Source organism: Limnospira indica PCC 8005 (assembly GCF_000973065.1).
Classification (GTDB): domain Bacteria; phylum Cyanobacteriota; class Cyanobacteriia; order Cyanobacteriales; family Microcoleaceae; genus Limnospira; species Limnospira fusiformis.
This window is the reverse complement of record NZ_FO818640.1, coordinates 2,685,324-2,698,846: the sequence shown is the minus strand read 5'-3', so window position 1 is coordinate 2,698,846 and position 13,523 is coordinate 2,685,324. Positions and strand designations below refer to the sequence as shown.

Sequence of the window (13,523 nt, the reverse complement as noted above, 5' to 3'; positions counted from 1 at the left end):
AGGCACGAGCTATTAATAACCACCAAAACCATCTCTTAGCATAACTTGAGCCTATATGTCCTCAGCCCACTCCGGTCCCTATAAAAGCCGCCTGTTTAACTTCCTCCTGAGCAACTATCAGCAATTTAGTGATGCTTGCGATCGCACTTGGCGGAATATTCGCTACGCGACCAGCGCCACCACCCAAATTTTACTTTATCCGATTTATCTAATTCTCCAAAATACTCCTCTGAGCAACTTTACACTTCCCACCCCCAAAGTCTCACCATCATTATCCTCCGCAGAAACCACGGCGAAGGAGAACCCCCAACCACAACCATCATCTCACCCTACTCTACTTTTAGCGATCGACAACACGATCGCAGAAATTGAACCTCAAATCAAACCGGTCGCCACGACGCTTTTCCATAACTTCCACCTATGGATATTTTCGACCCTCAATTATTTACTCAAAGAACCCACCGATAATCTCAACCCCTCTCTAAGGGTATCGGTACCACTTCCAGATCCTTGGAAAACCTCAAAGCCACCTTTACCTTTAACCAATTCTCAACCTCAATTTAGATTAAACTCGACTTCCCCCAAGACTCGGACTCCTCAACTTCCCCCCAGTCAAACTCTCCCTAATTTTCCCAAGTTAGAATCACAAATACTGGAACAATTAAACCACCATCAAGGATCACAACTACAACTAGCGACTTCCCCTAACACCCCCCTCACAGAAGGCGGTAGCATAGCCTATTCTCAAAAACGAGAGGTAGAAGATAAACCATTATGGTTAGAAACACCAGCAGAAGCGATCGGATATGTTAAACATCCCCTACAATCTTTAATTGAATGGTTGGATAGGGTGATAGCGATCGCTGAACAAATTATCATCAAAATAGTTAACTGGTTAAAATCATCCCCACACCTTTCAATTCTCCAAAAATTAGCCCCACCTCGCTCCTAATCACCCTTGACACCTGCCTCCACATCTGCTATTATATTAACGATAGTTCAGACATGGCTATACGCTTGATTCTTTATTCAACACATTACCTCCCAACTCCCACCTTCGACCTGTCAACTCTCGGACTTCCCCCAACTCTCACCCGTCAACTCTCGGACTTCCCAACTTCCCAACTCTCGGACTTTCCCCCAACTCCCACCTCCGACCTGTCAACTCTCGGACTTCCCAACTTCCCAACTTTCCAACTTTCCAACTCTCGGACTTCCCAGCTTTCCAACTCTCCAACTTGAGGACTTCCCCCAACTCCCACCTCGGACCTGTCAACTCTCGGACTTCCCCCAACTCTCACCCGTCAACTCTCGGACTTCCCCCAACTCTCACTCGTCAACTCTCGGACTTCCCACCTGTCAACTCTCGGACCTGTCAACTCTCGGACTTCCCAACTTCCCAACTCTCGGACTTCCCTCAACTCCCACCTCCGACCTGTCAACTCTCAGACCTGTCAACTCCCACCCGTCAACTCTAGGACTTACCCCACCTCTCACCTGTCAACTTTCCAACTCTCGGACTTCCCCCAACTCCCACCTCCGACCTGTCAACTCTCCAACTTGAGGACCTGTCCTGTCAACTTCCCCACTCTCGGACTTCCCCCAACTCCCACCTCCGACCTGTCAACTCTCGGACTTTCCAACTTCCCAACTTTCCAACTTCCCAACTGTCGGACTTTCCCCCAACTCCGACCTCCGACCTGTCAACTCTCGGACTTACCCCACCTCTCACCTCGGACCTGTCAACTCTCGGACTTCCCCCAACTCTCACTCGTCAACTCTCGGACTTCCCACCTGTCAACTCTCGGACCTGTCAACTCTCGGACTTCCCAACTTCCCAACTCTCGGACTTCCCTCAACTCCCACCTCCGACCTGTCAACTTGAAGACTTGTCAACTTGAGGACTTGTCAACTCTCGGACTTACCCCACCTCGGACCTGTCAACTCTCCAACTCTCGGACTTCCCCCAACTCCCACCCGTCAACTCTCGGACTTCCCAACTTCCCAACTCTCGGACTTCCCCCAACTCCCACCTCGGACTCGTCAACTCTCGGACTTCCCAACTTCCCAACTTCCCAACTTCCCAACTTTCCAACTTTCCAACTTCCCAACTTCCCAACTTTCCAACTTCCCAGCTTGGAAACTCTCCAACTCTCGGACTTCCCCCAACTCCCACCTCGGACCTGTCAACTCTCCTCTCGGACTTCCCCCAACTCTCACCCGTCAACTCTCGGACTTCCCCCAACTCTCACCCGTCAACTCTCGGACTTCCCCCAACTCTCACCCGTCAACTCTCGGACCTGTCAACTCTCGGACTTACCCCACCTCCCACCTCGGACCTGTCAACTCTCGGACTTCCCAACTTCCCAACTTCCCAACTTCCCAACTTTCCAACTTCCCAACTTTCCAACTCTCGGACTTCCCAGCTTGGAAACTTTCCAACTCTCGGACTTCCCCCAACTCCCACCTCCGACCTGTCAACTTGAAGACCTGTCAACTCCCACCCGTCAACTCTAGGACTTACCCCACCTCTCACCTGTCAACTTTCCAACTCTCGGACTTCCCCCAACTCCCACCTCCGACCTGTCAACTCTCGGACTTTCCAACTTCCCAACTTTCCAACTTCCCAACTGTCGGACTTTCCCCCAACTCCCACCTCCGACCTGTCAACTCTCCAACTTGAGGACTTGTCAACTTCCCCACTCTCCGACTTCCCCCAACTCCGACCTGTCAACTTGAAGACTTGTCAACTTGAGGACTTCCCAACTTTCCAACTGTCGGACTTTCCAATTTCCCCCACCTCGGACTTGTCAACTCTCCAACTTGAGGACTTCCCCCAACCCTCACTCGTCAACTCTCGGACTTCCCACCTGTCAACTCTCGGACCTGTCAACTCTCGGACTTCCCAACTTCCCAACTCTCGGACTTCCCTCAACTCCCACCTCCGACCTGTCAACTTGAAGACCTGTCAACTCCCACCCGTCAACTCTAGGACTTACCCCACCTCTCACCTGTCAACTTTCCAACTCTCGGACTTCCCCCAACTCCCACCTCCGACCTCCGACCTGTCAACTCTCCAACTTGAGGACCTGTCAACTTCCCCACTCTCGGACTTCCCCCAACTCCCACCTCCGACCTGTCAACTCTCGGACTTTCCAACTTCCCAACTTCCCAACTTCCCAACTTCCCAACTTCCCAACTTTCCAACTCTCGGACTTCCCAGCTTGGAAACTTTCCAACTCTCGGACTTCCCCCAACTCCCACCTCCGACCTGTCAACTCTCGGACTTCCCAACTTCCCAACTCTCGGACTTCCCCCAACTCCCACCTCCGACCTGTCAACTTGAAGACCTGTCAACTCCCACCCGTCAACTCTAGGACTTACCCCACCTCTCACCTGTCAACTTCCCAACTGTCGGACTTTCCCCCAACTCCCACCTCCGACCTGTCAACTCTCCAACTTGAGGACCTGTCAACTTCCCCACTCTCGGACTTCCCCCAACTCCCACCTCCGACCTGTCAACTCTCGGACTTTCCAACTTCCCAACTTTCCAACTTCCCAACTCTCGGACTTTCCCCCAACTCCCACCTCCGACCTGTCAACTCTCCAACTTGAGGACCTGTCAACTTCCCCACTCTCCGACTTCCCCCAACTCCGACCTGTCAACTTGAAGACTTGTCAACTTGAGGACTTCCCAACTTTCCAACTGTCGGACTTTCCAATTTCCCCCACCTCGGACTTGTCAACTCTCCAACTCTCGGACTTCCCCCAACTCTCACTCGTCAACTCTCGGACTTCCCACCTGTAAACTCTCGGACCTGTCAACTCTCGGACTTCCCAACTTCCCAACTCTCGGACTTCCCTCAACTCCCACCTCCGACCTGTCAACTTGAAGACCTGTCAACTCCCACCCGTCAACTCTACTCTAGGACTTACCCCACCTCTCACCTGTCAACTTCCCAACTGTCGGACTTTCCCCCAACTCCCACCTCCGACCTGTCAACTCTCCAACTTGAGGACCTGTCAACTTCCCCACTCTCGGACTTCCCCCAACTCCCACCTCCGACCTGTCAACTCTCGGACTTTCCAACTTCCCAACTTTCCAACTTCCCAACTCTCGGACTTTCCCCCAACTCCCACCTCCGACCTGTCAACTCTCCAACTTGAGGACCTGTCAACTTCCCCACTCTCCGACTTCCCCCAACTCCGACCTGTCAACTTGAAGACCTGTCAACTTGAGGACTTCCCAACTTTCCAACTGTCGGACTTTCCAATTTCCCCCACCTCGGACTTGTCAACTCTCCAACTCTCGGACTTCCCCCAACTCTCACTCGTCAACTCTCGGACTTCCCACCTGTAAACTCTCGGACCTGTCAACTCTCGGACTTCCCAACTTCCCAACTCTCGGACTTCCCTCAACTCCCACCTCCGACCTGTCAACTTGAAGACCTGTCAACTCCCACCCGTCAACTCTAGGACTTACCCCACCTCTCACCTGTCAACTTTCCAACTGTCGGACTTTCCCCCAACTCCCACCTCCGACCTGTCAACTCAACTCTCCAACTTGAGGACCTGTCAACTTCCCCACTCTCCGACTTCCCCCAACTCCGACCTGTCAACTTGAAGACTTGTCAACTTGAGGACTTCCCAACTTTCCAACTGTCGGACTTTCCAATTTCCCCCACCTCGGACTTGTCAACTCTCCAACTCTCGGACTTCCCCCCAACTCTCACTCGTCAACTCTCGGACTTCCCACCTGTCAACTCTCGGACCTGTCAACTCTCGGACTTCCCAACTTCCCAACTCTCGGACTTCCCTCAACTCCCACCTCCGACCTGTCAACTCTCGGACTTCCCAACTTCCCAACTTCCCAACTTCCCAACTTCCCAACTTCCCAACTTCCCAACTTCCCAGCTTCCCAACTTCCCAGCTTTCCAACTTTGAAACTCTCCAACTCTCAGACCTGTCAACTCTCGGACCTGTCAACTCTCGGACTTACCCCACCTCAGACCTGTCAACTCCCACCTGTCAACTCTCGGACCTGTCAACTCTCAGACCTGTCAACTCCCACCCGTCAACTCTCGGACTTCCCCCAACTCCCACCCGTCAACTTGAAGACCTGTCAACTCTCGGACTTCCCAGCTTTGAAACTCTCCAACTCTCGGACTTCCCACCTGTCCTGTCAACTCTCCAACTTCCCAACTTCCCCCAGCTCCCCTTGACATCCACCGCCACATCTGCTATCATTTAAGCATGGGGTAAACATGGCTATACACTTGATTATTTATTCAACACTCTGATCGCCACCTCTCCCCGAATCCCCTTGACATGACATCCACCGCCACATCTGCTATGATTTAAACGTGGGGGAAACATGGCTATACGCTTGATTATTTATTCAACGGTTCAGAAAGCGATCGCCACCTCTCCCCGAATCCCCTTGACATCCACCGCCACATCTGCTATGATTTAACCGTGGGGGAAACATGGCTGTACGCTTGATTATTTATTCAACACTGGTTCAGAAAGCGATCGCCCCAGAAAGCCATAAAATCCTTAAACCAAAGCCCAAATTAAGATATGATGGGAAAACAGTGCAAATTGCATAACCCAATCAAAAACAGATTCCCCAGGGAGTAATAAAACAATGGTAACTCTGAAAATCATCGTTAACATCGTTGTCCTCTTCTTCGTAGGCTTATTTATCTTTGGATTCTTATCCAATGACCCCTCACGAAACCCCAAGCGTCGGGACTTAGAGTAATCCGGCGGAATTCCCAAGCCAAAACCTGATCTAGGGGGGTAAATGGGGTGATCAGTTATCATGTATAACCCATAACTCCATTTACCCCAGTATCACCGATTTGGGATAAGTTTTACTAGCCATAATATGTGGTTAATTGTTATCTAAAAAACTGCCTATAATTACCCTATAGATTGGCATCTTTCCCTAACTAAACTGCCAATATAACTCGCTAAAATCCGCTATGATTAACTCCTTTTAATTAGCTAGGGAGAAGTTAATAACTATGCGATCGCACCTACTCTACTCCGATATATGATTTAAAAGGCAGATTCTATCAAGGTATAAGCCCATATATCAGATGGATAGAGTCGCCCAAGCAGCCGGGGTGTCCAAACCAACCCTATATATAGTCATTTTTCCGACAAAGATGGGTTGTTTACCGCCCTAGTCAAAAGGATAGCCCCGGAAAAACTCCGAGAGGTCGCCTCCCCTATCAGGGAAACCAGAGTTAGTCTTACGAGACTTAGCCAAGGGAATACTAATGGAAAATATAAGCGATCGCGAATATCTTAGCTTGCTCCGGTTAATAGTCTCCGAGTCAGGAAAACGCCCAGACCTAGCCCAAGTATTTTTAACAACCCTAGTCAAGTCAAGCCCGCCATAGAAACCCTGAAAGAGTATTTAAAAACCTGTCAAGAATTGACTATTACCGACCCGGAAGCCACAGCCCGAATCTTCGTAGGCTCCCTGATTCATTATATGGTAGTCCAGTCCAAGAGATTTTGCCAAGCCAAGATTCCCTACCCATGACAGCCGATCGCCTAATCGATAATTTAGTAGAATTAATTATCCATCAAAAAGCCCTACCATAAAGAATCATCATCCCATCAAATCATGTCGTCATCTCCCAGTTATCGCCCCCCATTTTTCCTTAAAAACGGGTTAATAATGACCCTTTATACAGCCCTGCAATGCAAATTAGCAAAACCTGGCAAAATCACACCCACGAACCCGCCCCCCCCTATCAACAAAAAATATTCACCGGGGCGGGGGGTGTCCCCATCTTTGGTATTTATGCAATTCCCCCCAACCCCCAAGGCACAATAATTGGCACTTATGGCATTGTAGGAGACTTAGAAAATCAGTGGTTTTTAAAAATACTAGGTCGCAAAGCCTTTGCCCATGGTTATGCGGTAGTATTATTCGACTGGCGCGCCCACGGTCAAACGGGTAAACTCTCCCCCACACTGCAATCTGACGGCTTATATGAAGGACAAGACTTTGTAGAAATTGCTAACCAGTCACTCGCCCTAGGCTGTCCAGCCCCCATAAGTTTATTAGGTTTTTCCTTGGGGGGACAATTAGCCTTGTGGGGGTTAAAAGCCGCCCAAAGTTCCAGCAATTTAGACATAGCTGGTGCGGCTGTAGTTTGCCCTAGTTTAGACTCCAATAGATCCCTAGCCTATTTAGAAAATCATCCGGTCGGGAAGTATTTAGAAAAAGCCATTACCCGCCAACTGCAAATACTCGCCCATCAACTAAATCCAAACCACCCCAATATCTTCAATCCAGAAGCGATCGCCAGAGTCAATTCAATTCGTAGTTTTGACCACGAATTAGTAATTGAAAAACTAGGATTTGCCACAGTAGAAGACTATTTTACCGCCACCAGTGGCTTGCAGATTTTACCGCAATTATACAAACCCACCCTAATTTTATATGCCGAAGATGACCCTCTATTCGACCCCAGTATTATCCCCGATTTAAAAGCGTTAGCGAGACAGAATAAAGCCATTGACCTATGGCTAACCCCATCAGGAGGGCACGTCTGCCATATTAGCAGTAAATCCTGTCAAAAACAATGGGGCGATCGTGACCCTTGGTGGGCATGGAATCGCATTTTAAACTGGTTTGGAAGCCGGCGATGATTATGCACCCATAGCCAGGCGGCGTGATTATTGTAACCGTCAAATCACAATCATCTTAGGGTGCGTCGCCTTCTCGCCGCCGCCAGTCAAACCAGACTTGGCGAGGGGTTATCAAGACTCTGGTAGAATAGAGGATGGACTGGAGAACTAGCCCCTAGGGATGGCGACCCACGCGAGACCAACCCATTGGCCACACCTTAATACTATTATCAAAACTGCCACTAACTAAAGTTGGCTGAACCGGGTTAAAAACCACATTCACCCAGTGTTGATGACCTTTAATCGTCCCCGTTAAGCCCCCTGGCCTGATTTGCCATAACTTAACAGTACCGTCAAAATCCCCACTAGCCAGAGTTTGACCATCAGGACTAAAAGACAGAGATTGAATTTTCTCATCATGACCGGTCAAAGTTTGCAGGGGGAGACTGGTAAAATATTCCAACTCCAGGCGATTTAAGTCCCAGAGGCGGACAGTCCGATCCCAACTTCCCGTAGCCAGAGTTTGACCATCAGGACTAACAGCCAAAGACCAGATAGCTTGAGGATGAGCCGCTAAACTCCGCCGCAATTCACCAGTTTCCCGATCCCATAATTCCAGCAAACCATTACTGCTACCACTGATTAACATTTGACCATTAGCACTAAAAGCGATCGCCTGTATCTGTTCCTCGTAACCCCGTAAAGTTCTTTCCTCAAAGCCGGTGTCAACATTCCACAAGCGAATCGACCCATCACCTCCCGCACTAGCCAAACTAGCACCATCAGGACTAAAAGCCAAAGCATGAACCCAACCCCGATGACCAGGTAACACCCGCACCAGACGACTATTCCACAAGTCCCAAATCCGAATAGTGCCATCACCCCCAGCACTAGCCAAAAATCGACCTTCAGGAGCGATCGCTATTGTACCAACCGGTTGGTTATGACCAGATAAAGTATTAACTACACTACAGTCCCCGTATCAATATCCACCAAGTTAATCGAGCCATCAGTCTGACCACTAGCTACCAATTGACCATCGGGAGTAATAGCGATCGACCAAATCGGCCCATCACCCGATCGCAAGGTCCGCACCCCAGAAGATTGTCTGTTCTGATAACGGCGGCGATAATTATCAGGTCTGTTTCTGTTATAGTTAGGGCGAACCTCCGGCATTCTTCTCACCGGAATTTCTGGGCTTCTGGGGGTTTCGGGAACCGGAGTCGGCAATCGCGAAGCCAAAATTAGAGACAGTATTGTGAGCGCAATTCCACCCCAAGCCGTCATAATCCACTGCTGGTCAGAACTTTCCGCCAACGCCCCAGCCGTCGGTCCTCCTTTCAAAGAAGCGATCGCCTCCGATGCTGACTGATAACGACGGGCCGGATTTCGCTCTACCAACCTATCTAAAATCCTGCCTAATCGACGGCTAACAGGGCGTTTAAGGTAGTCTCGCCACACCCAAGTATTTGATTTGACATCAAACAACTCAAAAGGCGAAACATCTGTCATTAAGTGCAGACAAGTCACCCCCAAACTGTACAGATCATTTCTCCCATCAAAATGTCCTTGAGTTTGTTCTGGGGCCACATATTCCGCCGCTCCCATCATCCGTTCACCAGGGTATTGTTCAACTTCCACCAGAGGAATAGCCGACCCAAAATCCACCAGAGACAAACGATTCGATTACCCCCATAACCATTATATTGAGGGGAACGGACAATATTCTCCGGCTTAATATCCCCATGAACAATACCATTTTCATGGACAACCTCTAGCACCGGAAGTACAGACGTAAGTAGATCCCAAATCTGGATTTCTCCAAATACCCCATCACTAGCCAACTCATCAGCCAAATTGCGTCCGCGAATATACTCATGAACAAAATACTTAGATCCATCCTCTTCAAAACTCGCCCAAAGTTCTGGAATCAAAGTATTCTGACCAATTCTCTCCAACTCCCGCGCACGCAACCTCAAATCCACTTCTATATTATATGCTTATAGCAATCGATTTCACCAGTTCCAGAATCAACATTTTCTGGCGAACCCATAAATTGCTTAATCGTACACTGAGGCTTAGACGGCTTATCCTCATCGACAGCCAAAAAAGTCCGACTGTTAGCACTTTCTCCTAAAATCCTCACGATCCGGTAGCGGTCTTTCAGGCGCAAACTAGCTCCACAACTCTTACAAGTCTTTTGACCAGGAGAATTCTGCGGGTGCTGACACTGGGGATTTATGCAGTAACTCATAACCAGGCATTGTTTCGGTGTATTCCAATTATATGATATGCTTTTCACACCTGGGTAGCCACACTAGCAGAAAAACCATGTAATAAAACGCAACACTCTATATATATGTCGCTAATTCGCATATCTCCCGACTGGCAACTACCCGAAAAACTGATTACCTCAGAATCAGCCTTTGTCAACCGCCGTAAATTTATCAAACAAGTAGTCGGAGCCGGACTGGCCGCCTCTATTTTACCCCTACAGGGATGCGATCGCACTTCTGCCACCTTCCAGACTACCCAAACCCCCTATCCCAACCTAGCCCCAAATCCTAACTTTCTCAATCTCTCATCAGCAACTACCCCCGAAGACCTTGCTACCCGTTATAACAACTACTACGAATTTGGCGGGTCTAAATCTATTTGGGAAGCCGCCCAAAACCTCCCTACCGATAACTGGCGAGTAGAAGTCTCAGGACTCGTCAAAAATCCCCGCACCTACGATATCGATGATTTACACCAAAAATTCCCCCTCCAAGAAAGAATCTATCGATTTCGCTGTGTCGAAGCCTGGGCGATGGTAGTTCCCTGGGTCGGTTTTCCCATGCGTCTACTCATGGCCGACGTTGAACCCACCAGCGCCGCCAAATTTGTCCGCTTCACTTCCTTTTATGACCCCAAAATCACCAAAGGTCCTGGTTTCTGGGCTACTAATTATCCCTGGCCATATACCGAGGGATTAACCATTCAGGAAATGGCTAATGAATTGGCATTTTTTGCCACCGGAATTTATGGTAAAACTCTCCCCAAACAAAATGGCGCACCTTTACGCTACGCATGGTTCTACCTTGGAAATACGGCTTTAAAGGCGCTAAATCTATTGTCAAAATCGAATTTTTAGACCACCAACCTCCCACATTTTGGAATACCTTAGTCCCTAACGAATATGGCTTTGTGGCTAATGTTAACCCTAACAAACCTCATCCCCGTTGGTCTCAAGCTACCGAACGCATTGTTGGTAATGGTCCGAGTTTCTCCTGGGACACTCAACCCACATTAATTTATAACGGCTATGGAGAATATGTAGCCCATTTGTACACCTGAAAAGTTCACCAGCCAGCTAACCCACACTGATACATTTACGCGACATTTATCCGGCTATTGCCTGACAATGCGACGATAGCACTATTACCCGTTAAGGTAACAGAGGCGGTATCCCGCAAAGCTTTTAGAAAGATTCCAAAAGCACCGTTCCAGTCCCGTGGTAGAGTGAACCCACACTCCGGACATCGGAACACTTTTGAGCCACCTATCTGGGAATGCACATGACCACAGTGAGTACAGGTTTTGCTGGTGTATTCTTCCGTCACATCTACAACTGTGGTTCCAGTTATCTCGGCTTGATGTCTCAGGGTTAGTTTGAATCGATAATGCGCCCATGTCAGCATGGCGCGGGCAGTCTTAGACCTGATTAGACGCTTCACCTTGGCAACCATATCGGAAGTCTCGAAGGTGGGCAAAAAAATTAGGCTGTAGTTGTGAGTCAAGTAGTGAGCAATTTGTTTGTGGGCTTCATCCACTAAATTCCGGATTTTAGTTCTCATTCGTTGAGCCGCTTGCCTCATCCGTCGCCTTCTTGAACGACAGGGTTCCTTGGCGATTCGGCTCATCAAATCATCCAAATGTTGACATAGCCTAGTAATGCCTCCAATATCCCCGGAGCCCAATTCCAGAAATCGTGAACCATCAAACCCGGTCATAAAAGTTCGGACGCCCGGGTCTAATGCAATCACGCCAGTAGCGTCAGTTGGGGTAACGGCAACTGGTTCAGGAAACACCGCAAACCACCGCCCCTTGGCAAAGACTAATTGAGTCCCTTGCCCGCAAGTTTTAGGGATGGGTTCGGAAACCATGAAAGTTAATCCTTTCGTTAGTCTTGGATACCAACTCCCTGAAGAGAAATTAGTATTATTGAACTTAATCCCTTGAGAGCTGTCACGACAACTTCTAAACCTGGCATCAGGACTGGCGCTCAAAGCCTGATAGGCATCAAAGATGGCATTTTGCCGAATGTGGCAGGGTGTTTCTTTGACCCATTCGGGTAAGTCACTCTGCATCACTTTATTGCGTAACTTTAACTTGCTTAGTCGTTTACCACTCCTAGATAATGCAATTGCTTGGTTGTAGCAATACCTACAAGCAGCCAGCCATTTACGCCAGACTTGATTTAGCTCGGGGCTGGGGTAAATCCGGATCTTCTTTGACCTGAGTTTTGTATTTACTCCGTCCGTATAATCTGGAGCTAAAGCAGTGGAGGAGGGCGAGGATGTCCTCAACCATTTCTGGTTCTGGACTGAGACTTGTCTCGTTGAGAACCATGAGTGAGCAACTGTTTTGCTCACAGAGCCATCGAAACAAGTCAAATCCCCATATTGCCAATCAGTCTTTGTGGGCAACGACAACCATGCCGACATCTCCTGACAAATGATGTCCCAGTCAGGCCAGCATTTTCTTTCCCTTGAAGTTGAGCCCGCCTCCGATTTCTGAGACGACTTCTGCTTCGGGGTAGAGGTTGGACAGTGCGGCCACCTGTCGGTTGAGGTCGGACTGCTGGGCGCGGCTACTAACTCTGGCATAGATAACGACTTTGCGTTTGTCACTGCCTGATTTGGCAGCAGTATATGACTCAACGTTGTACCGTCGTTGCCCAGCGGGGGTTCTGATGGTCTCGATTGAGCCATTTTCGTCCCATCTGCGGAGTGTTCTTTCATGGACTCCAAGGATTTGAGCCACTTCCTTGGGTTTGACATATCTGGCAATAGGTTTATCCTCAACTCTTCTCGCTTCTTATACCATATTGCCCTAAAATATTAACCTAATTTGAGATTAAATCATGCTCCCATTCTGCCATGCTAAGGATAGCAGGTAACGGTTCTCAATAGTCCGAGCCAGTCGTCAGACCCATCTCGATCTCTAGTTCACGCTTGGCGAAAATCATAAAAATCAAGGAGCTTAATTTAATCGCAGATTAGTTGAACCAATTAGGGCGATGCGCTACAATACCAAGTATGGGTGCGAGACCTTCGGGTATGAAATAGAGCTGAAATGGGCGAAATAACTACCCGGTGAGGACTTCAACCCCTTGGTTGATTGGGTCGCATCCCTGACCATCCCATAACACAGCCTGATTTTTGGGCCCCCCTTCGAGACTTCCAATATGGTTGCCAAGGTGAAGCGTCTAATCAGGTCTAAGACTGCCCGCGCCATGCTGACATGGGCGCATTATCGATTCAAACTAACCCTGAGACATCAAGCGCGGAAATAACTGAACAGTTGTAGATGTGACCGAAGAATACACCAGCAAAACCTGTACTCACTGTGGTCATGTTCATTCCCAGCTAGGTGGCTCAAAAGTGTTCCGATGTCCTGAGTGCGGGTTCACTCTACCACGGGACTTGAACGGTGCTTTTGGAATCTTTCTAAAAGCTTTGCGGGATACCGCCTCTGTTGCCTTAACGGGTAATAGTGCTATCGTCGCATTGTCAGGCAATAGCCGGATAAATGTCGCGTAAATGTATCAGCGTCAATTGCTCAACCTCCTGGGAAATCATGATCTTCCCATTTATGTTAAGTTTTGT

General features: G+C 48.9%; 17 protein-coding genes and 3 pseudogenes. 13 read left to right on the top strand and 7 right to left on the bottom strand.

The window, feature by feature from the left end:
• Window positions 1–55: 55 nt before the first annotated feature.
• The 10 genes from XZ46_RS11760 (at window position 56) to XZ46_RS29290 (ending at window position 5,764) form a co-directional block, all read left to right on the top strand.
• A complete protein-coding gene (locus tag XZ46_RS11760) occupies window positions 56–952 on the top strand; it encodes a hypothetical protein (RefSeq protein WP_008050668.1) in 897 nt (298 codons plus the stop codon).
• A 53-nt stretch (window positions 953–1,005) separates the two neighbouring features.
• A complete protein-coding gene (locus XZ46_RS34245) occupies window positions 1,006–1,242 on the top strand; it encodes a hypothetical protein (protein WP_157883446.1) in 237 nt (78 codons plus the stop codon).
• Window positions 1,239–1,478, top strand: coding sequence for a hypothetical protein (locus XZ46_RS34240; protein ID WP_157883445.1), 240 nt, complete (start codon window positions 1,239–1,241; stop codon window positions 1,476–1,478). Before XZ46_RS34245 ends, XZ46_RS34240 begins: the two co-directional genes overlap by 4 nt.
• Before the next feature lie 82 nt (window positions 1,479–1,560).
• Window positions 1,561–2,517, top strand: coding sequence for an NEL-type E3 ubiquitin ligase domain-containing protein (locus XZ46_RS34235; RefSeq protein ID WP_157883444.1), 957 nt, complete (start codon window positions 1,561–1,563; stop codon window positions 2,515–2,517).
• Between the two features lie 170 nt (window positions 2,518–2,687).
• Window positions 2,688–3,377 carry a hypothetical protein gene (locus tag XZ46_RS34230; RefSeq protein WP_157883443.1) on the top strand — a complete coding sequence of 230 codons (690 nt, stop codon included), beginning with the start codon at window positions 2,688–2,690 and terminating at the stop codon, window positions 3,375–3,377.
• 83 nt (window positions 3,378–3,460) lie between these two features.
• Complete coding sequence (locus tag XZ46_RS34225) at window positions 3,461–3,808, top strand: hypothetical protein (protein ID WP_157883442.1); 348 nt, start codon at window positions 3,461–3,463, stop codon at window positions 3,806–3,808.
• Between the two features lie 81 nt (window positions 3,809–3,889).
• Entirely contained in the window at window positions 3,890–4,360 is a 471-nt protein-coding gene (locus tag XZ46_RS34220) for a hypothetical protein (RefSeq protein ID WP_157883441.1), read from the top strand.
• A 276-nt stretch (window positions 4,361–4,636) separates the two neighbouring features.
• On the top strand, window positions 4,637–5,251 hold the full coding sequence (locus tag XZ46_RS34215; protein WP_157883440.1) for a hypothetical protein: 615 nt from the start codon (window positions 4,637–4,639) through the stop codon (window positions 5,249–5,251).
• Window positions 5,252–5,486: 235 nt separating this feature from the next.
• Window positions 5,487–5,609, top strand: coding sequence for a hypothetical protein (locus XZ46_RS37530; RefSeq protein ID WP_257720192.1), 123 nt, complete (start codon window positions 5,487–5,489; stop codon window positions 5,607–5,609).
• Window positions 5,610–5,647: 38 nt separating this feature from the next.
• Window positions 5,648–5,764: a photosystem II reaction center protein I gene (locus tag XZ46_RS29290; protein ID WP_006616470.1), complete on the top strand. Its 117-nt coding sequence runs from the start codon at window positions 5,648–5,650 to the stop codon at window positions 5,762–5,764.
• Between the two features lie 426 nt (window positions 5,765–6,190).
• On the opposite strand, the gene XZ46_RS36605 is transcribed toward XZ46_RS29290, so the two are convergent.
• Entirely contained in the window at window positions 6,191–6,394 is a 204-nt protein-coding gene (locus tag XZ46_RS36605) for a hypothetical protein (RefSeq protein ID WP_228116539.1), read from the bottom strand.
• A 323-nt stretch (window positions 6,395–6,717) separates the two neighbouring features.
• Here XZ46_RS36605 and XZ46_RS11730 point away from each other — a divergent pair, with 323 nt between their 5' ends.
• Window positions 6,718–7,674 carry a YheT family hydrolase gene (locus XZ46_RS11730; RefSeq protein ID WP_048895064.1) on the top strand — a complete coding sequence of 319 codons (957 nt, stop codon included), beginning with the start codon at window positions 6,718–6,720 and terminating at the stop codon, window positions 7,672–7,674.
• Between the two features lie 154 nt (window positions 7,675–7,828).
• On the opposite strand, the gene XZ46_RS36600 is transcribed toward XZ46_RS11730, so the two are convergent.
• From XZ46_RS36600 to XZ46_RS37825, 4 genes are all read right to left on the bottom strand, one after another.
• A complete protein-coding gene (locus XZ46_RS36600; protein WP_230428082.1) occupies window positions 7,829–8,551 on the bottom strand; it encodes a WD40 repeat domain-containing protein in 723 nt (240 codons plus the stop codon).
• Between the two features lie 65 nt (window positions 8,552–8,616).
• Window positions 8,617–9,294, bottom strand: coding sequence for a hypothetical protein (locus tag XZ46_RS36595; protein WP_228116538.1), 678 nt, complete (start codon window positions 9,292–9,294; stop codon window positions 8,617–8,619).
• Window positions 9,261–9,632, bottom strand: a complete 372-nt coding sequence (locus tag XZ46_RS36590) for a protein kinase domain-containing protein (protein WP_228116537.1) — start codon at window positions 9,630–9,632, stop codon at window positions 9,261–9,263. Before XZ46_RS36590 ends, XZ46_RS36595 begins: the two co-directional genes overlap by 34 nt.
• Window positions 9,633–9,640: 8 nt before the next feature.
• Entirely contained in the window at window positions 9,641–9,907 is a 267-nt protein-coding gene (locus XZ46_RS37825; RefSeq protein WP_322786895.1) for a 4-Cys prefix domain-containing protein, read from the bottom strand.
• Window positions 9,908–10,012: 105 nt separating this feature from the next.
• Between XZ46_RS37825 and msrP the strand changes: the two are divergent.
• Window positions 10,013–10,989, top strand: a pseudogene (gene msrP, locus XZ46_RS11720) (protein-methionine-sulfoxide reductase catalytic subunit MsrP).
• A 35-nt stretch (window positions 10,990–11,024) separates the two neighbouring features.
• Here the strand turns inward: msrP and XZ46_RS11715 are convergent.
• A complete protein-coding gene (locus tag XZ46_RS11715) occupies window positions 11,025–12,626 on the bottom strand; it encodes an RNA-guided endonuclease InsQ/TnpB family protein (protein ID WP_438829474.1) in 1,602 nt (533 codons plus the stop codon).
• Window positions 12,625–12,678: pseudogene (locus XZ46_RS38280) on the bottom strand (hypothetical protein); the annotation flags it as partial. The pseudogene XZ46_RS38280 and the gene XZ46_RS11715, both read right to left, overlap by 2 nt.
• 385 nt (window positions 12,679–13,063) lie before the next feature.
• On the opposite strand from XZ46_RS38280, the pseudogene XZ46_RS29280 reads away from it, so the two are divergent.
• Window positions 13,064–13,457, top strand: a pseudogene (locus XZ46_RS29280) (zinc ribbon domain-containing protein); the annotation flags it as partial.
• Between the last annotated feature and the right edge of the window lie 66 nt (window positions 13,458–13,523).